We start from the raw sequence: 23018 nt of genomic DNA on the forward strand, positions 1-23018 counted from the left end.
CCATGCCAAACACCATTCTCATCGGGGCCCCGATTGACGCGGGCCAACGCCGCCCCGGGTGTCTGATGGGGCCTGCCGCTTACCGTGTCGCCGGGCTGGCGCAGGCGATTGGCGGTCAGGGCCACAGCGTGCAGGACTGGGGCGATCTGACCTGCCCCGAGGTGGACGCGCCGCCCTGCCCCAACCCGGCGGTGCATTCGCTGGCCGAGGTGCTGGGCTGGACGCAGGTTCTGTCCACCAAGGTGGATGACGCGCTGAGCCAAGGCGCGATGCCGATCATTCTGGGCGGCGATCATTCGCTGGCGCTGGGGTCAGTGTCCGGGGCTGCGGCCTATGCCAGCCGCAACGGGCGGCCGCTGTTCCTGTTGTGGCTGGACGCGCATTCCGATTTCCACACGCCGCTCAGCACGACCAGCGGCAATCTGCATGGCACCCCGGTCGCCTATATTGCGGGTCGCACCGGGTTTGAGGTGTTTCCGCCGTTTCCAGCCCCGGTCCCGGCGGACCGGATCTGCCTTTATGGCATCCGCTCGGTCGATCCGGCCGAACATGCCGCGCTGCTGGAGCATGACATTGCCATCAACGACATGCGGGTGCTGGACGAGCATGGCGTGGTAGCCCCCCTGCGGGCGTTTCTTGACAAGGTCCGCAGCGCGGGCGGGATGCTGCATGTCAGCCTGGATGTCGATTTTCTTGACCCCGCCATCGCGCCCGCTGTCGGCACCACGGTTCCCGGCGGCACCACCTTTCGCGAGGCGCATCTGGTGATGGAACTGCTGCATGAAAGCGGGCTGGTGACCAGTCTGGATCTGGTGGAGCTGAACCCGTTTCTGGATGATCGCGGCGTCACCGCGCGGCTGATGGTGGATCTGGTCGGCAGTCTGATGGGCAAAAAGGTCTTTGACCGCCCGACCCGCGCCAAGTGACGGGGAGCAGATCACATGACCCTCAACCTTGTGCCATTTGTCAGCGTGGACAACATGATGAAGCTGGTTCTTCATCTGGGCATCGAACGCGTGCTGGTGGACCTTGCCGCCGAGATCGAAGCCGATTTCCGCCGCTGGCCGCAGTTTGACAAGACCCCGCGCATCGCCTCGCATTCCGATGTCGGGGTGATCGAGCTGATGCCCACCTCTGATGGTGAAACCTATGGCTTCAAATATGTGAACGGCCACCCCGGCAACATGAAAAAGGGGCTGCAAACCGTGACCGCGTTTGGCCTTTTGGCGGATGTGGAGACCGGCTATCCGCTCCTGTTGTCGGAAATGACCATCCTGACCGCGCTGCGCACGGCGGCAACGTCTGCCATGGCCGCCAAATGGCTGGCCCCCAAGACCCCCACAATGGCGCTGATCGGCAATGGCGCGCAGGCCGAGTTTCAGGCGCTGGCCTTCAAGGCGATCTGCGGCATCTCCGAGGTGCGGCTTTACGATCTGGACCCGCAGGCCACCGCGAAATGCGCGCGCAATCTGGCCGGGCGCGGGCTGACCGTGACCGCCTGCCATACCGCCGAAGAGGCGATCCTGGGCGCGGGCATCATCACCACCGTCACCGCCGACAAGACCAATGCCACCATCCTGACCGACAACATGGTGGGGTCTGGGGTGCATATCAACGGTGTGGGCGGCGACTGTCCGGGCAAGACCGAACTGGCCCGCGACATTCTGCTGCGCTCGGCGATTTTCGTCGAATACCCGCCGCAAACCCGGATCGAGGGCGAGATCCAGCAACTGGACCCCGATCATCCGGTGACCGAGCTGTGGCAGGTGATCGCGGGTGAGGCGCCGGGGCGCACCGATCCGGCGCAGGTGACGCTGTTTGACAGTGTGGGCTTTGCGATCGAGGATTTCAGCGCCCTGCGCTACATCCGGTCGCAACTGGGGCAAAGCGGGTTTTGCGAACCGCTTGACATGATCGCCGACCCCGATGATCCGCGCGATCTGTTTGGCATGATCCTGCGCGCCATGTGACGCGCAGGATCGGTGTTCAGGTTCAGTGCGCCTGTGCGGCAGGATCCGCGCCGAACTGCCGTTCCACCTTGCGCTTGTGCAGCAGGTACTTGCCATCGCTCAGCGAGATCAGGGTGTAGAACGCCGGCACCACGAACAGCGTAAAGATCGTGCCGATCAGCAGGCCGGTAAAGATCACCAGACCCATCGCCTGCCGCGCCGCAGCCCCTGCGCCTTCGGCGATGATCAGCGGCACCACGGCCAGAGCCATGGCCGCCGTGGTCATCAGGATCGGGCGCAACCGGGTCTTGGCGGCCGCCACGATGGCTTGCCGCTGTGGCAGACCATGTTCCTCACGCTGCTGGTTGGCGAATTCCACCATCAGAATCCCGTGCTTGGTGATCAGGCCGATCAGCGTGATCAGACCCACCTGCGTATAGATGTTCAACGTGCCTGCCCCCATATACAGCGGCAGCATCGCGCCAAAGATCGACAAGGGCACCGACATCAGAATGATCAGCGGATCGCGGAAGCTTTCGAACTGCGCCGCCAGCACAAGATAGATCACCACAAGCGCCGCCGCAAAGGCCAGCAGGATGGTGTTGCCTTCGGATTTCTCCAGCCGCGACTGATCGGCATATTCGATGAAGAACCCGTCCGGCAGCACCTCGGCCGCAATCCGCTCCAGCTCGGCCAGAGCCACGCCGGTCGACAGGCCGATCATCGGCATCCCCGACAGGGTGGCAGAGTTAAGCTGGTTGAACTGCGAGATCGACGCCGCCGACACCGTCGGCGTGATGCTGACCACCGAAGACAGCGGCACCATGACCCCGGTGCCCGAGCGCACAAAGAACTCGCCCAGCTTTTCCGGGTTGTCACGCCATTCGCGCGGCACCTGCGTGATCACGTCATAGCTGTTCGAGTCGCGGTCGAACTGCGCAACCGCGCCCCCCCCGACCAGCAGGCCCAGCGTGGACCCGATGTCGCTGACCGCCACGCCCAGTTGGGCGGCGCGGTCACGGTCGATCGTCACCCGCACCTGCGGCGCGTCAAACGACAGGCTGTTCTGCACCACGATGAACATGCCCGATGCCATGGCGCGGTTGCGGATTTCATCCGCAATTTCGACCACCCGCTCGGGCGCGTAAATCGACTGGATCACCATCGAGATCGGCAAACCGCCGCCCGAACCGGGCAGCGACGGCGGCGCAAAGACGTAGCTTTGCAGGCCGGGCGTGCCGTCCAGAATGCCTTGCAGCTGCTGCTGAATCTCGGCCTGCCCCCGGGTGCGTTCGGCCCAGTCCTTCAGCGCCCAGATGTAGAAGCCGGTATTGCCGGCCCCGCCCATCCCGGCCACCGAGAACGAGGTCTGCACCTCTTCGATACCGGCGGTGCGTTTGCTCACCTCCTGGGTAAAGGCGTCGGTGTAGTCGAGCGTCGCATAACGCGGTCCGCTCATGATCGCAAACAGCGCGCCGCTGTCTTCCTCGGGCGCAAGCTCTGAGGAGGTGTTCAGGAACATGAACCCGGTCGCCCCCAGCAGCGACACCACCATCAGGATGGTCACCGGACGGTAATCGAGCGAAGACGACACCCGGCGTTCATACCAGTTGGCAAGCCCGCCAAGGGTGCGGTCCACGACCCGCTGGAACCGCCCCGGCTCGCCATGGTTCAGCAGACGGGCCGACATCGCCGGCGTGATCGTCAATGCCACAATGCCAGAGATCACCACCGATCCCGCGAGGGTCAGCGCAAATTCGGCAAACAGCGCGCCGGTCAGCCCGCCGGTAAAGGCAAGCGGCGCCAGCACGGCGGCCAGCGTGATGGTCATCGCGACCACCGGGCCGGTGATTTCCTTCATCCCCTTGATCGAGGCGGCGGCGGGAGTCATGCCTTCGTCAATATGGCGATGGATGTTTTCCACCACCACAATCGCGTCATCGACCACCAGACCAATGGCCAGAACCATCGCCAGCAGCGTCAGCAGGTTGATCGAATACCCCAGCAACAGCATCACACTGCACACCCCGATCAGCGACAGCGGAATCGTGACGATGGGCATCAGAACCGAGCGGAACGAGCCCAGGAACAGCAGGATCACCACCACCACGATCAGCACCGCTTCGGCGATGGTCTTGAACACTTCGGAGATCGAGGCCGAAATCGTCTCGGTCGAGTCGTAGACCAGTGACATCGTCATGCCGGTGGGCAAGGTTGCCTCTACCCCCGGCAAGGCTTCCCGCACGTTGGTGGCCACATCCAGCTGGTTTTCACCCGGCGCAGGAATGATGCCGATGAAAATGCCCGGCTCGCCCGCAAAGGTCACGATGGCATCATTCGCCCCGGAGGCCAGCTCCACCCGCGCCACATCGCGCAGGCGCACCACGCCACTGTCACCCTGCCCCAGCGGCAGCGCGCCAAAGGCTTCGGGGCTCTGGATGGTGGAATCGAGCGTCAGAGAATACGAGAAGTATTCATTCTCGGTCTTGCCCGGTGCCGACAGAAAGTTCGACGACCGGATCGCCGCCAGCACCTCTGATGCCGTGACGCCACGCGCCGACAGCAACAAAGGATCAAGCCAGATCCGCATCGCATATTTCTGCGAGCCCAGAATCTCCATCTGTGCCACGCCCTGAATATTGGTCACACGCGGGCGCACCACCCGTTCCAGATATTCGGTCAGCTGTTCGGGCGTCATGTTCGGGTTCTGAACCGCCAGATACATCAGCGCAAATGTCATGCCGGTGCCCTTGGCGATCACCGGATCTTCGGTATCCTGCGGCAACTGACCCCGCACCTGCTGAACCTTGGACATCACCTCGGTCAGCGCAACATCGGGATCTGCCCCCAGCTTCATCTGTACCGTGACGACCGAGGCCGAAGGCCGCGAGTCGCTGGTCACATAGTCAAGGTTTTCCGTGGTCGACACCGCCGACGCAATCGGCGCGGTGACAAAGCCCTGAATCAGTTCGGGCGCCGCACCGGGATAGACGGTGGTGATGGTGATCACACTTTCCTGCACCTCGGGGTATTGCCGGACCGGCAGGTTGACCATGGCCGCAAGACCAAGGAACAGGATCAGCGCCGCCAGCACGCTGGACAGCACCGGACGGCGGATGAAAAGCTCGGAAAAGTGCATCTTCAGCCCCTTATTCGCTGGCCGCAGAGTCTGCAGGTGTTGCCGCCGGAGGCGACAGCTCGACCGTGTCGTCAATCACCACCTTGGCCGCGTTCGACAAACGGTTCTGCCCCGAAGTGACGATCTGATCGCCATCCGCAATCCCGGAAATAACTTCGATCCGGTCATCCGCGCGGCGACCCAGCGTGACAAAGGCCTGCTCGACCTTCAGCCCGTCGCCATCCGGCTTCACAACATAGATCGAGTCGCCATAAAGGCTGGAAATCACTGCCGTCTGCGGCACGGTGATCACCCCTTCTTCGGCAGGCATCGCCACCCGCACCCGCAGGAACTGGCCGGGAAACAGCCGCGCACCGGGGTTGTCCACAACAGCCCGCACCGACACCAGCCGGGTCCTGGGGTCAACCTGAGGCTCGATCCCGCTGATCCGGCCCTCGGCACTGAAAGAGCCGACATCGGTGCTGACCGTGATCTCTCGGCCCAGATCCAGCGCCCCGATCTGCTGTTCGGGCACGGTGAAATCGACAAACATCTGATCCAGATCCTGCAAGGTCGCATAGATCGCGCCGGGGGTGACGTATTGCCCGACCTCGACCCGCGGAATCCCGATCACGCCTTCAAACGGCGCGGTCAGGGTCTTGGCATCCAGCGAGGTCTGCACCTGCGCCACCTGAGCGCGCGCGCTTTGCTCCTGCGCAAGCGCCGTCTCGACCGCATTCGCGGTCCCGACTCCGCGTTCGGTCAGGGTCGCCGCCCGCACCGCCTCGGCCTGAGTGACGCCAAGGGCCGCTTCGGCTGCGGCAAGCGACGCGCGCTCACTGTCATCATCAATCTGCAACAGCACCTGACCCTCGGTCACCCGGTCGTTCGACGCAAAGCCGATCGAGCGGACCAGCCCGCCGGCTTCGATCGCCAGATCCACGCCACGCGCCGAAATGGCGGTGCCTACCGCATCAATGCCCGGCGTCCAGGTTACCGGATCCACCATCTGCACTGTCACCGGCACCGGCGGCGCCACCCGGCCCGCCATGAACTGCGCGATCATGCCGTCGCGGAAATACTTGAACCAGACAATCCCGCCGACCACCAGGCCAAGAAGGAGGATCGCGATAATCAGACGTTTTGCCATGGATAAGCCTCGTTTTTCAGCGGAAGCGCGGGAACAAACAAACAGGTCCGGCACAAGATTTTCCGGCATGTAGTGAACCTTTGATCAAGCAATATCAATACGGATGACACAGCTTAAGGGCGAATACTGTACAGCAAATTTGAACAACCGACCCGCCATTTTGCATGATTTGCGCTGATTTGCCGGGCAAACGCCCCGCAAACCATCAAACCCCAACCCCCTCACCCAAGACATGCCCTGCGCCGACCTCCCCTTTCCCACAGACCTCCGCCCCCCCATCACAATCGCAACAGAGCTCTTGCAAGCCCCCCCAAGCTGCTATAATTCCCCCCCAGCGAGGCGGGTGGGCAGGCAGGCTATGCACCGGATTGCAAATCCGTGAAGATCGGTTCGATTCCGATACCCGCCTCCAGATCTTTCAGTCAGTAATGCTGCCTCTTCAAAGCCAATGGGTCATTGCCCGTTGAAGCTTTGCGGAAAAGCGTGCCAATTGCGGGTGGCGTTCGGGCTTTGCTGGGACGGGGCGCCGCTTTGCGCTGCAATCGCGCGGCGCAGCATGCCGAGGGGAGGCTGAATCCGTATGTCTGATCGGTCAGACCGCCCTGCACCGTTGGTCTTTGGTCAACCGCTGATGCCGCATCAGGACGATTTTCTGCGGCTGCTGGATCCGGTGTTCCACTCCGCGCGTCTGACCAATGGCGGCGCGCTGCATGCACGGTTTGAGGCGGAGTTGAGCCGGTTGCTCGGCGGGACCGCCTGTCTGGTGTCCTCTGGCACGATGGCGCTGATGATGGCATTGCGGCTGGGTGGCCTGCGCGCCGGGGGCGAGGTGATCACGCCACCGCTCAGCTTTGCCGCGTCGGTTCAGGCGATTGACTGGTGCGGTCTGCGCCCGGTCTTTGCCGATGTCGAGCCGGAGTTCGGCACGCTTTGCGCCAGGGCGGTGGAGGCCGCGATCACCCCCCGCACCGTGGCCATTCTGGCGGTGCATTTTCAGGGGATCGCCTGCGATGTCGCGGCACTGGAAGATCTGGCGCGCAGGCATGGGCTCTGGCTGGTCTTTGATGCAGCCCAAGCCCCGGATGTGCAGATCGCGGGCGAAAACCTCTGCCTGCGGGGTGATGCGACGGCAATGTCGCTGCATGCCACCAAATTGCTGAACACGGCAGAGGGTGGCGCGGTGGTGCTGCGTGACCCGGCGCGGGCGACGGCTCTGACGCGGATGCGCAACTTCGGGCTGGAGGAGGGCCGGATGACCGGGCCGGGGATCAATGGCAAGATGTCAGAGCTGCACGCCGCCTTTGGGCTGGCGGTGCTGCCCCATGTGGCTGGTGAGATCGCAGCCCGGGCGCAGCTGCGGCGCTGGTATGATGCGGGTTTTGCCGATGTCACAAGCCTGTCCCTGCTGCGGCCCCGGCCCGGCAGTTCGGAAAGCCATCTGTATTACACGCTTGTCCTGCCACCAGAGCAGCGCGCTGCGGTCATCGCCGCGCTGAAGGCCGACGATATTCTGCCCCGCGCGCCGTTTACCGTGCTGTGCGGGCCGGGAACCCGCTATGAGACGGCCCCTCTGCATACCAGCCGTGACCACCTGATTGCCCCGGCTCTGGCAGAGCGCTATCTGTCATTGCCCCTGCACAGCGACATGGGCCGGGCCGGGGTGGACCGGGTTGTGCAGGCGGTGATGCGGGGGATGTCATGACAGATCCGGAACTGCCGGCCCCGATCCGCGGTGTCGACAGCTTTGATGAGGTCGTGCTCTACGGCAGCCGGGGCCACAGCCAGATGATGATGGCGGTGTTGCAGACCCACTGGCAGGGTCGGGTCCGGCTGCGGGCTGTGATTGATGATCTGTCGCATGGCTTCACGCACCCAACACTGGGGGTGCCGGTGATTTCGGGCGCAGAGCGGCTGGCGCAGCTTCCGGCGGTTCCGGTGCTGTTGTCGATGGGCGATGGCGCGGTGCGCGCCCGCATCGCCCTGCGGCTGGCGCATGAGGGGGCGGTTCTGGCCAGTATCGTGCACCGTACGCCCGGCACGGTGGCGGCGGATGCCCGGTTCGGGCCGGGTTGCGTGATCGACCTGACCTCGCGGATCTGCCCGAATGTGGTGCTGGGCACCGGGGTGCAGGTTCTGGCGGCGGTGATTGGTCATGATGTCAGCGTCGGCGATTTTTCCACGCTGGCCTTTGGCGCGATCATCAATGGCCATGTCGGGATTGGCAGCCATGTCACCATTGGCTCGGGGGCCATCATCTGCAACGGTCGGCCCGGCCACCCGATCCGGATCGGCGACGGCGCAGTGATCGGTGTGGGCGCGGTGGTGATGCGCGACGTGCCCGCCGGCGCGCGGATGATGGGCAACCCGGCAATGCCGGTGCGCGACTGGGTCCGGCTTCAGGCGCTGATCAGGCAAACGCCTTGAGCAGCTGATCGCAATAGCGGTCCAACCCCAGATGGGGCCGCAGCAAGGCGCGCCGGGCGCGCCGCGTGGCCTGCGTCTCCCCCTGCGCAAAGCCGATCGCGGCCGCGACAAACCCGGCCCGGTCGCCACAGGTCACAAAGCGCCCCAGCGGATCCACCGTGCCGCGCAACCCGATATCGGCGGCATATCCGACAAAGGGTGTGCCCGTGGCCGCCGCATGGATCAGCGTCGCCGGGCCGGGGTCTTCGCGTGAGGTCAGAAGGTAGACCGCCGCCGCCGCATAACAGGCCAGCGAGTCGGTCACGAACCCCGGCAGGCTCAGCGGCAGGCCCGCCCCCCACGCCGCCAGCGCCAGATCCTGCGCCCAGGGGTCAAGCGCGCCCAGCCAGACAAAACCCGCCTCCGGCATCCGGGCATGGATCTCCTGCGCGGCGTCCAGAAACAGATCAAAGCCCTTGCGCCGGTCGGCATGCCCTGCCCCGATGAACAGCTTGCGCCCCGCTTGCACGCGCCTGCGCGCCCGGAAATCCGCCCGCCCAGCGGGCGGCAGGGTCACGCCCGGCTGCACCACCTCCAACCGGCCCAGATCGGGGTGCAGCGCCTCGGCCATTCGGGGAAATGACGCGATCAGCCGCGCCCCCGCCGCCTGCGCCGCAGCCAGCCCCGGCACCAGACCCAGCGCATCAAGATAGCCGCGCATCTCGTGGATCAGCAGCACAGTCCGCAACCCCGCCCGCGCCGCGCCTTGGGCCAACTGGGCGGCGGCCCCGCTGTTCACGATCACCGGCACATCACGCGGAACGCCAGCGAACACCCCCGCCGCATCCCAGCCTTCGGCCAGCACGAACACCGGGCCAAGCTCGGCAAAGCGTGCCACCAGTGGCCCGCCATCGCGCAGCACAAACACCGGCGACAACCCGCGTGCGGCAAAGGTCAGCGCGATGTCGCGCACCAGGATCGGCGTGCCCGCCTCTTGCGCATCATGCACCCCCAGCAGGATCGGGCGCGCGAGGCCGGCCAAGGCCTGCCGGATGGCAGTGGCAGACTGCTCCGGGCTGCGCAGCACAGGTCTGGGCAGATGGCCCGCGCCCTGCCCGACACGGATGTAATGGGCAAAGGCACAGGTCTCTTGCAGCCGCAGGTAACAGCGCCGGTAGAACCCGGCATCAAAACCGTCAGACGGGCTGCGCCCCTCGGCATCGCCATGGCGGGCGAAATGGCCTGCAGGGGAAAACGCCGCAGCGGCCACGTCAGGGTGCAGCCGCAGATAGGCCACCGGGTCGATCAGCGGGTGCGGGCTGCGCCACGCACCCGGACGGTCCTGCGCCAGAAAGCTGTCCAGCGCGGTCGGATGGCCCTCCGCCGCCCAGCCGGGGTACAGCGCCTTGTAATGCCGGGTGCTGAAATAGGGCGAGGGATCAAGGCCAAGCCTATCCCCTTCAGCCCGGAAATGGCCCAGCGGGTCGGCAACTGGCGTATCATGCTGGCCTTGATAAAAGCCTGCATCAAAAAACCCCTCACAGGCCACAGGCGGCATCATGGTCCGAACACCCCGTCTTGCAGCGCCTGTCGCACATCTTCGTTGCGGCGCGCGACGATCTGCTGCGCCTTGTGCTGGGTGCTGCCCATCGGCGCCACCCGGATCAGCCGGTAGCCCCCCGCCTGACAGACCACACCGAACAGCCGCTCGATCGCATGGGCCGGGGTTGCATCAAGCTGGCCAGCTTCGGGCGGAAAATGCTCTGGCGTCAGTGCAAGCGCCAGCAACGGCTCCAGCGCCGCCCGCCGCGCCCAGAACATCGAGCCGACCGGAAAATCCAGATCGGCGTCGGTTGGCAGCGGGCACGGCGGCTGCATCCTCGCCACCAACTCGCGCGCGATGTCCAGATTGTCGCCCCAATGCGCCGCCGCCAGCACCGATTTGAAGGTGAGCGGCGCCACCAGCCCCAGATCGGGCACGGACTGGAACAGCGAAATGATGCGGAACACCTCTTCCCGGTTGGGCAAAAGACAGGTCAGACAATGCTCCAGCCAGTGATCGAGGCCCTCGGCATGCGGCGACTTTTTGCCATGCAGGTGCAGCACGACATCATGCGCTGCGTAGACATCGGCAAAACCGTAGAGCTTGCCATACACATCCCGCCCCCGGTTTGGCACAACCCGCACCACAGCGGCGGGCAGCTGTGCCATGATCTGCATCGCCTTGGCGCGTGTGTCGGTCGAGACATAGAGTCGGTAGGGCTGGTCCAGCAGCGCCAGCCGGTCGCGAAACACCGCCGCAAGCTCCGGATAGAACAGGTGGATGAACACCCCGACCGGGCGCGCCAGCTCCACCGGGCTGTTGCGCGGCCAGAGCCGCAGGTGCCGTTTCTGCCGGTCACGCGAAAAGCCCGCTGGACTGTGGGCATAGAGCGGGCGGTTGTTCAGCAGCCGGATCCGGGCCTGCACCGGGTCGATCCCGCCGCCCTCCAGCGCCAGAAACGCCCCCGTCGGGCAGTCCAGCACCCGGCGCGCGCGGGCGCAGACCGTGTCCAGCACCGCAAGCGCCTGCGGTGTTGCCCTGTCCCGCGCGGCCCGCTGCGCCGCCCGGTGATCGGGCATGCCCGCATGAATGACCCCGCACCCGGCCTCGGCCCCGGGGCCGGTCACGGTCAGCCGCGCCAGCGACGCCTCGCGCGCGACCACGGCGCCGATCCGCATCACCGCCATGGCTGCCCGCTGCATCGCCGCCTCAGGGCTGATGTCCTCGGGGGTCGAGGTCGGGTCTGCCAGCTGCAGCGTCACCTCCAGCTGATGCGAGGCGATCAGGGCATCCAGCCGCGCGGCCAGCGGGGGCAGCGTCGCCTCGGTGTCTGAGGGGCAATCGGAGAGGGTCACTTTCACCACCCCGCCACGCGGCGGACGGGCGGGCAGCAAAGCAAAAGCGCGGGGTGCCACATGGCCAAGCGCCAGCTGCCGCGCCGCCTCTGCCGCAAGCGTCCGGGCGCGGGCGGCAAAACTGTAATGCTCCGCCATCGGTCCGGCGATGGCGGCCCGGTCCTGCGCGTCCGCCGGTCCCGACAGCAACCGTGTCAGCGTCTCGCCAAGCGCCTGATCCGCGCTGATCTGGGTCAGACCGGGCAGCGCCGGATCGGCAAAGCCCTGCACCTGATCCGACACCACCCGTGCGCCGCAGGCCATCGCGTCAAAGCTGCGGTTGCTCATGAACCCCAGCTCGGCCATATGTGGCATATGGCTGTTGAGCACCACGCGAGAGCGGGCGTAAACCTGCGCCAAGGCGTCGATATCCAGTCTGTCGCCACCAATATGACGGGCCGGAACCACCCCGTCCCAGCCCTGCCCCCAGATCCTGACATCAAACCCCAGCGCAATCGCCTCGCGCACGGTGCTGCGCGGCACACGCAGCGCCAGGTTGCCGACAAAACTCACCTCGATATCAACCGGCGCCTGCCCCCGTGCGGCAAGGTTGAAAATGCCGGTGTCGGTGGCCTGCGGCAGATAGCTGGCCGGCAGCCCCAGCGCGACACATTGCCGGGCCAGCATATCCGACGCAAAGAACAGCGCCTGATACCGCGCGAGACAAGCCAGCCAGGCCTGATTGGGCGGGCTGATCACCCAAAGCAGGTTGGGCACGTCCGGCACCGGCTCATCCAGATGCGGCCCGATGATCCGCAAGACCACATCGCCCTGCCCGGTCAGTTCGGGGCTCTCGTCGCGGAAAAACAGCCGGGTCTGATGGCCCAGCTGCTCCAGCGCGGCCGCCAGACAGCGCGCATATTGCAGATCGCCCCAGCCCTCGGCATTCGAGCGCAAGGCGTTCAGTCCGATATGCAGGCATATCGCCATGGCTCACGCACCCTGCGCGCGCAGCTCGGCAAACACCGCGTAGAGATGCAGGGCAAGCCGACGCGGCAAGGCAGCGGATTCTGCCGCATGCAGACAGTCGCAATAGAGCCGGTAGCCCTCTTCGGTGCGGATCAGCGCGGCACTGCGCTGCCGGTGCCAGTCGCAGCCCTGCAGGTGCAACGCTTCGACCCCCGGCAGGGCCCGCAGCGACGCAATCTCTGTGGCCAATGCGGCGGACCACTGAGTAATCGCGGTGTTTTCCACCGTGTTGAAATTCCGCTCCACCCAATAGCTCAGATCAATGGTCTTGACCCGGCGGTTCGCCAACCCGCGCGCGGTCTTGACGATAAAGCTTTCGACCGAGCGCAGGGAGTAGTGGTTCAGCTCGATCACCCCGCGCCCCACGGTCAGCGTCGGCAGCGCAATCTGGCTGTCGCGCGCGGCAAAATCGTCGGGCAGGCGTGCGCCTGCACCGTCATACCAGACCGGCACCGGACCCGTCGGCCGCCGTTTGGGCCGGTGGACACCGGCTTTCTGAAACTGCGCCGGGCGGAACAGCGTCTTGATGTAGCGCCCGGCAATCGGGTGATACAGATCCGCCGGGGCCGAGCGCAGGAACTGCGCCGTCACCGGGCTGTCCTCGAACTGCACATGGCCGCTGGCCCCGAACAGCCGCCACGGCATCGCGATGGCATCGGCGTCGGGCGGCACGGCAGCGATGGCATCGGCCAGCCGGTGCTGTCCGGCGTGGATCAGGGGGAACTCATCGACATCGGCAAACATCGCCCAGTCAAACCCGGCGGTCAGCCGGTCGCGCGCCACCGTTTGCAACGCCTGCCACTGCACGCTTTTGCCCGGCGCGGCGCTGTGCGGCAGATGGCGCACCACCCCGTGACCGGCCAGCCGGTCCAGCAACAGATCGCTGCCATCGTCGCAATCGTTGGAAAAGAAAAGAAAATCCGTCACCCCGATCAGACGGTGATACGCGATCCATTCCAGCAGAAACGGGCCCTCATTCTTGACACAGGTGAAGGCAAGGATCTTCAACAGCACACTCCGCACGCAAGGCGACCATTCCCGCGCCAGCCACAGCAGCGGGATACCCGCCTCACCTTCCCACGCCCGCCTTTGCCAGTGCAAGCCCATTGCGGTCTGGTATGATTCGCGGGGCAGCCTTCAACCGGCCAGATCTGCGGGACGCATTTTTGCCGGGACTCACCTGATGCGCCGGGGAGCGCAGGATGCGCGACAGAGCCGCAGTGCCGAAACCGGCACCCTGGACAGTTTTTGCCGGGCATCAGGCACGCACACAGGCAGCACCATCGGACAGATATATAATATGTTTGTATTCAAGACCTTGAAATGACTTCTTCATCCAGTATCCGCCTGCCTTTGCAGTTCCGCCCCCGCATCAGAACACCCGTTTTGCTTTCCCTCACCCCAACCACATATTGAATTTTACATATAGTATTACTTTTGCTAGCCTCCTCTCAGGTCGACGGGAGGAGACGTCTGCCGCACAATCCTAGGGAGGGATTCCATGTCCATCATCAAGAAACTCGCGCTGGTCGCGGGTATTGGCGCACTCATGTCTTCGACGGCTTATGCCGAGGGGCTGTCCGGCAAGGTTATCGGCTTTTCGCAGATCGGGTCCGAATCCGGCTGGCGCGCGGCAGAAACCTCGGTGACACGCGCCGAAGCCGAACGGCTTGGCGTTGATCTGAAGTTTGCCGATGCCCAGCAAAAGCAGGAAAACCAGATCAAGGCGCTGCGCGGTTTCATCGCCCAGGGCGTTGACGCCATCCTGATCGCCCCCGTCGTCTCGACCGGCTGGGAAGAAGTGCTGACCGAAGCGAAAGACGCCGAAATCCCGGTCGTGCTGCTGGACCGCGGCATCGACGCGCCGGAAGATCTGTATCTGACCTCCGTCGCCTCGGATCAGGTTAAAGAGGGCCGCGTGGCCGGCGAATGGCTGGTCGAAAACGTCGGCGACAAAGAGTGCAAGGTGGTCGAACTGCAGGGCACCGTCGGCTCGTCCCCTGCCATCAACCGCAAGCAAGGCTTTGAAGAAGGCATCGCCGCGGCCACCAACATCTCGATCATCCGCAGCCAGACCGGCGATTTCACCCGCTCCAAGGGTAAGGAAGTCATGGAAGGCTTCCTGAAAGCCGAAGGCGGCGGCGCCGATATCTGCGCGGTCTACGCCCACAACGACGACATGGCCGTGGGGGCTATTCAGGCGATCAAGGATGCGGGCCTGAAGCCGGGCAGCGACATTCTGGTGGTCTCGATCGACGCCGTGCCAGATATCTTTGCCGCCATGGCCGCAGGCGAAGCCAATGCCACGGTTGAGCTGACGCCGAACATGGCAGGCCCGGCGTTTGAAGCGCTCGATGCCTTCCTGAACGCAGGCACCATGCCGGAGAAGTTCATCATCACCGAATCCAAACTCTACACCCCCACCGATGACCCGCAGGGCGAATACGACCGCCGCAAGGGTCTGGGCTACTGAACCACCCCGATCAGGCAACCGTCGGCGGGGAAACCTCCGCCGACGGAATTGCTTTATGCGGGCAAAAGCAGAACTGTGGCAGGCAGGAAACGGGGGGCGGGATATGACGGGTGAGTCACATCCGGTGCTGGAGGCACGGGGGATCGTCAAGATCTTTGGCCAGCACAGGGCGTTGGATGGTGTGGATTTCGCGGTGCGCCCGGGAGAGGTGCATGCGCTTCTGGGCGAAAACGGTGCGGGAAAATCCACGCTGATCAAGATCCTGACCGGGGCCTATCAGCCCGACGGCGGCGAGATCTTGCTGGATGGCACGCCGGTGCGTTTTACCGATCCGCTGAACGCGCAAGGCTCTGGCATCGGCACGGTCTATCAGGAGGTCAATCTGCTGCCCAACCGGTCGGTCGCGGAAAACCTGTTTCTGGGGCGGCAACCCACCCGCTTTGGTCTGGTGCAGCGCCATGCCATCGTGACCCACGCCACCGCGCTGATGGCGACCTATGGCCTTGATATCGACGTGCGGGCGGAACTGGGCAGCTATTCCGTCGCCGTGCAACAGATCGTCGCCATCGCCCGCGCGGTAGAGCTTTCCGGCAAGGTGCTGGTGCTCGATGAACCCACCGCCAGCCTTGACCGCAACGAGGTGGAAAAGCTGTTCGAAGTGGTGGCCAAACTCAAGGCGCGCGGCCTTGGCATTGTCTTCATCACCCATTTTCTGGATCAGGTCTTTGCCGTGGCAGACCGGGTGACGATCCTGCGCAATGGCCAGTTGATCGGCACCCGCGACCTGAGCACGCTCACCGCGACCGAGGTGGTGCGGATGATGCTGGGCAAGGATCTGGCCTATGCGCACAGCAGCCTGCCCGTGGCTGAGGCGGCCAAAGGGCCGATCAAGGTCGCCTTTACCGGCCTTGGCCGGGCGGGCCGCGTCGCGCCCTTCACCCTGTCGCTGCATGAGGGTGAAGTGGTGGGCGTGGCGGGCCTCTTGGGGTCTGGCCGCACCGAAATGGCCCGGCTGATGTTCGGCGTCGATACGGCCGATGAGGGCGAGATTACGGTCTCCGGCAAGCCGGTGAAAATCCGCAACCCGGCGCAGGCGGTGATGGCCGGCTTTGGCTTTTGCCCCGAAGACCGCAAGCTGGACGGCATTTTCGGTGAACTCTCGGTGCGCGAGAACATCATCATCGCCCTGCAGGCCAAGCTGGGCTGGTTCCGCGCCCTGCAGCGCGATGAACAGGACGAGATTGCCGGGCGCTATGCCGATGATCTGGACATCCGCGCCGCCAACCATGACATGCCGGTAAAGCTGCTGTCGGGCGGCAACCAGCAAAAGGTGATCCTGGCCCGCTGGCTGGCCAATGACCCGACCTTTCTGATCCTGGACGAGCCGACGCGCGGCATCGACGTGGGCGCCCATGCCGAAATCGTACGCACCATCAACCGCTTGCGCGAAGAGGGGTTGGCCCTGCTGGTGATCTCGTCCGAACTCGACGAGGTGGTGGCCTATTCCAACCGCGTGGTGGTGATGCGTGACCGCCAGATGGTGGCCGAGCTGCACGGCGCGGACATCACGCCCGCGGTGATCGTGGCCGCCATCGCCGACAACACCATCCCGAGCGAGGCACAGCTATGAAACGTCAGACCCTGACAGCGGCGCTGCTGCGCCCGCAATTTGCCGCGCTCGCCGCCGTGCTCTTCATCAACTGGCTGTTGTTTCCCGGCTTTTTCACCGTCACCTGGCAGGATGGCCGGTTTTTCGGCAGCCTGATCGACGTGCTGAACCGGGGCGCGCCGGTGGCCATTCTGGCCATCGGCGTCACCGCCGTGATCGCGACCAAGGGCGTTGATCTGTCGGTCGGCGCGGTCATGGCCATCTCTGGCGCCGTCGCCGCCGTCATGGTCTCGACCGGCACACCCGCCTCCATCGCCATTCCGGTGGCACTGCTGGCCGGGCTGGTCTGCGGGTTCTGGAACGGGGTTCTGGTGACCTATCTCGACATTCAGCCGATCATCGCCACGCTGGTGCTGATGGTCGCCGGGCGTGGCCTTGCGCAGCTGATCACCGAAGGCTCTATCGTCACCTTTTCCGACCCGCTGCTCAGCTACATCGGCACCGGGGCGCTCTTGGGCCTGCCGATGCCGGTGGTCATCGCACTGGTGCTGATGATCATCACCACGCTGGCGGTGCGCCGCACCGCCCTTGGCCTGCTGATCGAGGCGGTTGGCGTCAACCGCTCTGCCGCGCGCTTTGCGGGCATCTCCAGCCGCTTGCTGCTGCTCATGGTCTACAGCTTTGCCGGGTTCTGCGCCGCCATCGCCGGGCTGATCGTGGCGGGCGACATTCGTGGGGCCGATGCCAACAACGCGGGCCTCTGGCTGGAGCTGGATGCGATTCTGGCCGTGGTGCTGGGCGGCACCTCGCTGCTGGGCGGGCGGTTTTCGATCCCGATGTCGGTGGTCGGCGCGCTGATCATTCAGGCGATGAACACCGGCATCCTGATTTCCGGCTTCTCGCCGCAGTTCAACCTGGTGGTCAAATCGGCGGTGATCATCCTGATCCTGGTGCTGCAATCGCCGCAGGCCGGGCAATGGCTCAGCCGCCGCTTTACCCCCCTGACACCCCCCCCGAAAAGGAGCGCCGAATGAACCGCGCGCTGCGCCCGCTCTTGGCGACCACGGCCATCTTCCTGCTGGCCTATATCGCCGCCGTGCTGCAATACCCGTCGATGCTGTCCACCCGCGTGTTGGGCAACTTCCTGACCGACAACGCCTTTCTGGGCATCGCTGCGGTGGGAATGACCTTTGTGATCATCTCTGGCGGGATTGATCTGTCGGTTGGGGCGGTGATCGGCTTTTCCACCGTGCTGATTGCCACGCTGATCATGTGGGCCGGGCTGCACCCCCTTGTCGCCTTTGCCATCACGCTGGTGGCATCGGCCAGCTTTGGCGCGGTGATGGGGGCGGCGATCCATTATCTGAAGGTGCCCTCCTTTATCGTCACGCTGGCGGGCATGTTTCTGGCGCGCGGTGGCGCATCGGTTCTGTCGCCCGACAGCATCGGCATCAAGCATGATCTCTACACCACGATCTCGCGCAGCTATATCCTGCTGCCCGGTGGCGGGCGGCTGACCGTGATTGCGATGATCATGCTGGCGGTGTTTCTCATCGGCATCATCCTGGCCCACCGCACCCGCTTTGGCTCCTACGTCTATGCGCTCGGTGGCAACGAGACCTCAGCCGCGCTGATGGGGGTGCCGGTCGCGCGCACCACCATTCTGGTCTATACCCTGTCTTCCACCCTCGCCGGGATCGCGGGGATCGTGTTCTCGCTCTACACTTCGGCGGGGTATTCATTGTCGGCGCTTGGCGTGGAGCTTGACGCGATTGCCGCGGTGGTGATCGGCGGCACCCTGTTGACCGGCGGCTATGGCTTTGTCGCGGGCACCTTCATCGGGGTGATGCTACAGGGGCTGGTGCAGACCTACATCGTGTTTGACGGCACCCTGTCCAGCTGGTGGACCAAGATCGTCATCGGCGGGCTTCTCTTTTTGTTCATTCTGCTGCAAAGACTGGTGTTCTCGGCCTCTGTGCCGGGCAAAAAAGGTTTTGGCTCCCGCAAAAGGGCATTTAGGAAATCCTGACATGAGCGAACCGGGGAGTCTCGTACGCGCGCTCTCCGGGAGGCAGACGGCGCGGAACTATCATTCCTATGTGATTGCCGAAGTCGGCCTTGGCATCGCCTCGGGGCGGTTTGCGGTGGGCACGATCCTGCCCAATGATGCCGAGATGATGGACAGCTACGGCGTGTCGCGCACGGTGCTGCGCGAGGCGCTGAAAACGCTGGAGGCAAAGGGGCTGGTCGAGGCGCGGGCCAAGGTCGGCACCCGTGTCCTGTCGCGCAGCCGCTGGAACCTGTTTGACCGCCAGGTGCTGGCCTGGATTCAGGAAGCCGGGCCGGATGCCGCCTTTCTCGCCAGCTTTACCGAGCTGCGCGAGACGATCGAGATGCAGACCGCCACGCTCGCTGCCACCCGCCGCACCGCCGAACAGGTGCGGATGCTGCACTACTGGCTGAATCAGCGCGAGGCGATGACAGAACTGGCCGAACCCTATGCGCTGGCCGAGTTCGAGTTTCACCGCACCCTGTGCGAGGCCAGCCAGAACCCGTTCCTGCGCGCGGCATCCGGGCTGGTGGAATTCGGCGTGGTCCAGACCACACTGGCCCGCATCCGGGCGGGCATCACCGAGTTTTCAACTGAGAAATCAGCGCATTACAAGGCGCTCACCGATGCAGTCACCAAGGGCGACCCCGCCCCGGTGGCAGAGGCAATGGCCGCCATTCTGGCCCGGGATCACCACTGGACGCTGAAGCCAACCGGCCTGTGACCCCGCTCGGGCGGTCCGTCTGTCAGAGTCTAACATGAAAAATGGTGCCCCCAGCAGGATTTGAACCCGCGACCCCCTGATTACAAATCAAGAAGTCTACACATTGCAGGCCGGGCCGAGGCGTTCCAGCGGGTGCCGTGTAGTGCATTGAAAACCCTTTATTTTTGTTGTTCTACACATTGCAGCGCGTTATCATGCGATGCAAGCGTTAGCGATGCGTGATGTGTAATTTTGTCTGCTATATGTCCGACAGCAGACACTGGCAAAAGGATAGGCCATGGCAAGGGTGATGCTTACGGATCGGTCGGTGGCCGCGTTGCAGCCGAAGGAAAAGCGGTATGACGTTTCGGACAGCAAGCGCGTTGGCCTGCGGGTCCGCGTAGCCCCTACCGGGATCAAGACATGGGTGTTTGAGAAGCGCATCCGGGGTGAAAGCAATTTGCGCAGCCACACCCTTGGGCGGTTCCCTGTCATCAGTCTGTCAGAAGCACGGGACAAAGCCCTGACGCTTGAGAAGGAAGCGATTGAGGGGGTTGACCGCAAGGCCAAGGTGAAGCGCGACGAGACGGTGCGCATGGTGCTGAATGAATATGAGAAAAGGCACCTCGCCCAGCTTCGTACTGGCAAGGATCGTCGCAAGCAGCTTGACGCGGCGCTTGCGAAGCATCTGGATAAGCCGATCATCAAGCTGGAACGGCAGCATCTCCGCGACTTCGTTGAAAAGGTCGCTGCGAATGGCACCCTCATTGCGGCCAATCGTTACCGGGCGGCGTTGAGCGCTTTTGCAACCTACGCATGGAAGCGGGACTTGATTGACCAGAACATCGGTCTGGGCCTGCCAAGCGCGACACGCGAGAAGCCCCGCGACCGCCTGCTGACCCTGACTGAGGTGCGCGCCATCTACGACGCGGCGGGCTTGCTATCCCCCCTGTGGACACCAATCGTCCGTCTCCTGATCCTGACAGCGCAACGCCGAGGGGACATCGTGGGCCTGCGTCATTCGGAGATCGACTACGACAAGCAGCGGATCGACTTGCCCGGAGCGCGCACCAAGAACGGCAAGCCGCATATCGTCCACCTGTCCGAACCTGCGCTTGAAATCGTTGCCGCTATGAAGCAAGAGGCGGAACAAAAAGCTGAACAGGAAGCTGAGAAGAGGAACGGGCAGGTCCAGCCGATCTGTGACCTCATGTTCACGACCACAGGTACAACTTCCGTTTCAGGCTTCTCCAAGGTGAAGGTAGAAATTGACAAGCTGCTGCCCGAGGACATGGCCCCTTGGACGTTCCACGATTTCCGCACAGCGTTTGCAACCATCATGGCCGAGGGCGGGGCAGATGAAGGGATCGTTGACCGTATCCTGAACCATTCGGCCAGTGCGTCAGCCGCAAGCGCCGTTGCTCGCGTTTATAACCTGTCGGCCCAACTCGACAAACGGGCCATCGTCCTTGATCGCTGGGCCGCGCTGGTGACGAAACGCAGTGCCAAGGTAGTCAGCATCGCGTCATGAGCCAGCAGGATAAGGAAATCACACTGGTTGCCCGGAGATGGGTGCTGACACAGCTTGCGCTGATCCGTGACCCTCGTTCCGAACGAAATGCGGCTAGTGCCGGTGGTTCAGCATTCCGCCAGCATATGGGTCACGCCCATTCTGGGTGGGACGCGCCCGGTTCCGATGCTCCCGATTGGGCTTCGTATTGGGAGGCTGATCAGCAAGCGGTGAATGCCTACGCGGCGGCAATGATCACCAAAGGAGCCGCCGAACGCGATAGGTTGGCGCAGGTAGAAACCGCCTCCGACGATGACTTGCTAAAGTTGGCTCGTGAGAACCTGAAAGAATACCAGCATTCCTATCCACGCCCGGTAGCGGCGGAAAGCGTTCTGATTGCCATTGATAGCCGCATCCAATCGGCATCGAGGATTGGACATTATTACGACCATTTTCGAGACGAACCAGAAGAACGCCAGATTGATATTCTCGAAAAGCTGACCGACGCTGCGCTGATGCCCAAAGAACAGTCCGCTTATGACAGGGCAGCAATATACGACTTTGCGGTGGGCCTCATCTCCCGCCTTAAGGACGGCGGTCGATATATAGACAGTGTTCACAAACCCCTTGATGATCGACTTAAAGAATCCCGCCGCCCCAAAGGAAGGCCCGGCAACAAACCGATGGTCCGTGACGCAATGTTTCTTGCTCTTGTTCAGGAGGTTGTTCGAGAGTTTGGCATTCCTGCTGAAAGGAACGACCGGGAACGTCGGGACGGTGCTGTGCATCTGGTCGGCGAAGTGATTGATGAAGTGTTTCGACAACCGGGCCGTTATAGCACTGGGCTTGTTAGCTATGGCGACAAACCCGCAGCAGTCAAGCTATGGGAACGCCACCGGAAGGCGCAGAAGGGCTGATTGCGCGCCACCTGTGGAAACCACAACGCATTGATATATTGATGAATTAACTTGGGGGATGTTCCCCTGCATCGGGTCACTTATCGTAGTTTCATGAACGCGTGGAGATTGCGCACATGGAAACCAACGACCCTCATAGACTCTTGCGCGCCAAACAGGTTGCGGAAATGACCGGACTTTCGGTCAGCACCTTCTATGCGCAAATCCGGCGCGGCGTATTCCCCAAACCCCTGCAAACCGGCCCAAATACCGTGGCGTGGCGCTACGGCGATATTATTGGCTGGATCAACTCACTTCAAGAGGTGGCAAGATGAACGATAATCTGGAAAAGGATGTTTCGGACATTCTCACCGGTACTCATACCAAAAACAGCGGTGAGGTCACAGCAGTGATTGAGCGAGCCAAAGCTGAAATCCCAAAGGTCGAGGCGGAATTGGCAACGCATGAGGCTGCCGAGAACGATATGGCGATCACCGGGTCTGCGCTGGACGAGGCTATTCAGCGTACTGCTGCAACGCGGCGTCACCTCAATCGTCTCAAGGGATCTGTTTCAAGGCTGGCTGACACCCGTGATAAGTTGATGCTTGCCGAACGCGACGAGTGGCAGAAAGCCGACTACGCGCTTCTGGTGAAACAGCGGGCGGCCTGCAAATCCGAAATCGCCGAATTGATTGAACGTATCCCTTCCTTCGCCCGTTTGCTTCATCGCGTGGTGGAGCTCGAAAAGGCTGCAACGCGGTTCAACAATCCGCCACCACCGCACGTCCTCGCAAATCCCCAAGACCTTATGGTCAGCCAATACCCGCACCTGCCGCCTCTCGTGCCCGAGCATTTGCGCAAGGGACTTCGGTTGGTCGATGCGGCTGGGACAGTTCTATATGCCCATGTGGACACTTCAACGGTCAGCGTTCCCCCCGCAGTCGCCCTGCAACCCCGAAAGGGCGAGAACTTCGCCGCCGAGAAGGAAGCTGTTCGACAGGCACGGGAGACGCAATTGCATGCTAACACCATCCTGCGCGGGCTTGAGCATGAGGCCGAGGCGCGGGGCATCAGCATCGAGCAAGCGGCGACAGTTGAGGGCTTTGACGTGGAGGATATCCCACGCTGGCAAGATCAAGCCAACGGGAAGGCCGTCGCCGCGGCTCAAGCAGCGTTCAAGAAGGCGCGCGACAAAGTCTTGGAAGACGCGAAAAAATCGACCTCCTGACAAACAAGCACCGGGTCGAACAA

The 23018-nt window shown here is 63.5% G+C and carries 18 protein-coding genes and 1 tRNA gene; 14 read left to right on the plus strand and 5 right to left on the minus strand.

All coding sequences use genetic code 11. From position 1 onward, the window contains the following. Positions 1–2: 2 nt before the first annotated feature. The gene (gene rocF / locus J2X53_RS11270; protein ID WP_349037586.1) at positions 3–926 is read left to right on the plus strand and encodes an arginase; all 924 of its coding nucleotides are present in this window, start codon (positions 3–5) and stop codon (positions 924–926) included. Positions 927–941: 15 nt separating this feature from the next. Next, positions 942–1970 (plus strand): ornithine cyclodeaminase, encoded by a 1029-nt coding sequence (locus J2X53_RS11275; protein ID WP_349037587.1) that lies wholly within the window; start codon positions 942–944, stop codon positions 1968–1970. Between the two features lie 22 nt (positions 1971–1992). Here J2X53_RS11275 and J2X53_RS11280 read toward each other — a convergent pair whose 3' ends face one another. Continuing rightward, positions 1993–5088, minus strand: coding sequence for an efflux RND transporter permease subunit (locus tag J2X53_RS11280; RefSeq protein ID WP_349037588.1), 3096 nt, complete (start codon positions 5086–5088; stop codon positions 1993–1995). Positions 5089–5098: 10 nt separating this feature from the next. Then, on the minus strand, positions 5099–6217 hold the full coding sequence (locus J2X53_RS11285; RefSeq protein WP_349037589.1) for an efflux RND transporter periplasmic adaptor subunit: 1119 nt from the start codon (positions 6215–6217) through the stop codon (positions 5099–5101). Positions 6218–6555: 338 nt separating this feature from the next. Between J2X53_RS11285 and J2X53_RS11290 the strand changes: the two genes are divergently transcribed. From J2X53_RS11290 to J2X53_RS11300, 3 genes are all read left to right on the plus strand, one after another. Then, positions 6556–6629 (plus strand) — tRNA-Cys (locus tag J2X53_RS11290). Between the two features lie 168 nt (positions 6630–6797). Continuing rightward, positions 6798–7919: a DegT/DnrJ/EryC1/StrS family aminotransferase gene (locus J2X53_RS11295; protein ID WP_349037590.1), complete on the plus strand. Its 1122-nt coding sequence runs from the start codon at positions 6798–6800 to the stop codon at positions 7917–7919. Beyond that, complete coding sequence (locus J2X53_RS11300) at positions 7916–8641, plus strand: acetyltransferase (protein ID WP_349037591.1); 726 nt, start codon at positions 7916–7918, stop codon at positions 8639–8641. The genes J2X53_RS11295 and J2X53_RS11300 overlap by 4 nt, the downstream gene beginning before the upstream one ends. Here the strand turns inward: J2X53_RS11300 and J2X53_RS11305 are convergent. The 3 genes from J2X53_RS11305 to J2X53_RS11315 are packed head-to-tail and all read right to left on the minus strand — an operon-like array spanning position 8625 to position 13627. Continuing rightward, a complete protein-coding gene (locus tag J2X53_RS11305) occupies positions 8625–10181 on the minus strand; it encodes a glycosyltransferase (protein ID WP_349037592.1) in 1557 nt (518 codons plus the stop codon). The two genes, J2X53_RS11300 and J2X53_RS11305, sit on opposite strands and share 17 nt — an antisense overlap. Next, on the minus strand, positions 10178–12487 hold the full coding sequence (locus J2X53_RS11310; RefSeq protein ID WP_349037593.1) for a rhamnan synthesis F family protein: 2310 nt from the start codon (positions 12485–12487) through the stop codon (positions 10178–10180). Before J2X53_RS11310 ends, J2X53_RS11305 begins: the two co-directional genes overlap by 4 nt. Positions 12488–12490: 3 nt before the next feature. After that, complete coding sequence (locus J2X53_RS11315) at positions 12491–13627, minus strand: glycosyltransferase family 2 protein (RefSeq protein ID WP_349037594.1); 1137 nt, start codon at positions 13625–13627, stop codon at positions 12491–12493. Positions 13628–14027: 400 nt separating this feature from the next. Here J2X53_RS11315 and ytfQ point away from each other — a divergent pair, with 400 nt between their 5' ends. From ytfQ to J2X53_RS11360, 9 genes are all read left to right on the plus strand, one after another. Then, complete coding sequence (gene ytfQ, locus J2X53_RS11320) at positions 14028–14999, plus strand: galactofuranose ABC transporter, galactofuranose-binding protein YtfQ (RefSeq protein ID WP_349037595.1); 972 nt, start codon at positions 14028–14030, stop codon at positions 14997–14999. Positions 15000–15102: 103 nt separating this feature from the next. Then, positions 15103–16629, plus strand: a complete 1527-nt coding sequence (locus tag J2X53_RS11325; protein WP_349037596.1) for a sugar ABC transporter ATP-binding protein — start codon at positions 15103–15105, stop codon at positions 16627–16629. Next, on the plus strand, positions 16626–17642 hold the full coding sequence (locus J2X53_RS11330; protein ID WP_349037597.1) for an ABC transporter permease: 1017 nt from the start codon (positions 16626–16628) through the stop codon (positions 17640–17642). Before J2X53_RS11325 ends, J2X53_RS11330 begins: the two co-directional genes overlap by 4 nt. Further along, positions 17639–18637 carry a galactofuranose ABC transporter, permease protein YjfF gene (yjfF, locus tag J2X53_RS11335; protein ID WP_349037598.1) on the plus strand — a complete coding sequence of 333 codons (999 nt, stop codon included), beginning with the start codon at positions 17639–17641 and terminating at the stop codon, positions 18635–18637. Before J2X53_RS11330 ends, yjfF begins: the two co-directional genes overlap by 4 nt. Position 18638: 1 nt before the next feature. After that, complete coding sequence (locus J2X53_RS11340; RefSeq protein ID WP_349037599.1) at positions 18639–19382, plus strand: FadR/GntR family transcriptional regulator; 744 nt, start codon at positions 18639–18641, stop codon at positions 19380–19382. 277 nt (positions 19383–19659) lie between these two features. Then, the gene (locus J2X53_RS11345; RefSeq protein ID WP_349037600.1) at positions 19660–20892 is read left to right on the plus strand and encodes an integrase family protein; all 1233 of its coding nucleotides are present in this window, start codon (positions 19660–19662) and stop codon (positions 20890–20892) included. Next, positions 20889–21788 carry a hypothetical protein gene (locus J2X53_RS11350; RefSeq protein WP_349037601.1) on the plus strand — a complete coding sequence of 300 codons (900 nt, stop codon included), beginning with the start codon at positions 20889–20891 and terminating at the stop codon, positions 21786–21788. The genes J2X53_RS11345 and J2X53_RS11350 overlap by 4 nt, the downstream gene beginning before the upstream one ends. Before the next feature lie 116 nt (positions 21789–21904). After that, positions 21905–22102, plus strand: a complete 198-nt coding sequence (locus J2X53_RS11355) for an AlpA family phage regulatory protein (protein WP_349037602.1) — start codon at positions 21905–21907, stop codon at positions 22100–22102. Then, complete coding sequence (locus J2X53_RS11360) at positions 22099–22995, plus strand: hypothetical protein (protein WP_349037603.1); 897 nt, start codon at positions 22099–22101, stop codon at positions 22993–22995. Before J2X53_RS11355 ends, J2X53_RS11360 begins: the two co-directional genes overlap by 4 nt. The last annotated feature ends 23 nt before the right edge of the window (positions 22996–23018 follow it).

It is taken from the genome of Pseudotabrizicola sp. 4114 (assembly GCF_031457365.1).
Lineage (GTDB): Bacteria > Pseudomonadota > Alphaproteobacteria > Rhodobacterales > Rhodobacteraceae > Pseudotabrizicola.

Bases quoted from the DNA above. Each gene is read 5' to 3' on its own strand.
- J2X53_RS11310 (WP_349037593.1), bottom strand. From the start codon at position 12,487: ATGGCGATATGCCTGCATATCGGACTGAACGCCTTGCGCTCGAATGCC.
- J2X53_RS11280 (WP_349037588.1), bottom strand. From the start codon at position 5,088: ATGCACTTTTCCGAGCTTTTCATCCGCCGTCCGGTGCTGTCCAGCGTG.
- J2X53_RS11355 (WP_349037602.1), top strand. From the start codon at position 21,905: ATGGAAACCAACGACCCTCATAGACTCTTGCGCGCCAAACAGGTTGCG.
- ytfQ (WP_349037595.1), top strand. From the start codon at position 14,028: ATGTCCATCATCAAGAAACTCGCGCTGGTCGCGGGTATTGGCGCACTC.
- J2X53_RS11340 (WP_349037599.1), top strand. From the start codon at position 18,639: ATGAGCGAACCGGGGAGTCTCGTACGCGCGCTCTCCGGGAGGCAGACG.
- J2X53_RS11305 (WP_349037592.1), bottom strand. From the start codon at position 10,181: ATGATGCCGCCTGTGGCCTGTGAGGGGTTTTTTGATGCAGGCTTTTAT.
- J2X53_RS11275 (WP_349037587.1), top strand. From the start codon at position 942: ATGACCCTCAACCTTGTGCCATTTGTCAGCGTGGACAACATGATGAAG.
- yjfF (WP_349037598.1), top strand. From the start codon at position 17,639: ATGAACCGCGCGCTGCGCCCGCTCTTGGCGACCACGGCCATCTTCCTG.
- J2X53_RS11300 (WP_349037591.1), top strand. From the start codon at position 7,916: ATGACAGATCCGGAACTGCCGGCCCCGATCCGCGGTGTCGACAGCTTT.
- J2X53_RS11350 (WP_349037601.1), top strand. From the start codon at position 20,889: ATGAGCCAGCAGGATAAGGAAATCACACTGGTTGCCCGGAGATGGGTG.
- J2X53_RS11295 (WP_349037590.1), top strand. From the start codon at position 6,798: ATGTCTGATCGGTCAGACCGCCCTGCACCGTTGGTCTTTGGTCAACCG.
- J2X53_RS11345 (WP_349037600.1), top strand. From the start codon at position 19,660: ATGGCAAGGGTGATGCTTACGGATCGGTCGGTGGCCGCGTTGCAGCCG.
- J2X53_RS11285 (WP_349037589.1), bottom strand. From the start codon at position 6,217: ATGGCAAAACGTCTGATTATCGCGATCCTCCTTCTTGGCCTGGTGGTC.
- J2X53_RS11325 (WP_349037596.1), top strand. From the start codon at position 15,103: ATGACGGGTGAGTCACATCCGGTGCTGGAGGCACGGGGGATCGTCAAG.
- rocF (WP_349037586.1), top strand. From the start codon at position 3: ATGCCAAACACCATTCTCATCGGGGCCCCGATTGACGCGGGCCAACGC.
- J2X53_RS11360 (WP_349037603.1), top strand. From the start codon at position 22,099: ATGAACGATAATCTGGAAAAGGATGTTTCGGACATTCTCACCGGTACT.
- J2X53_RS11330 (WP_349037597.1), top strand. From the start codon at position 16,626: ATGAAACGTCAGACCCTGACAGCGGCGCTGCTGCGCCCGCAATTTGCC.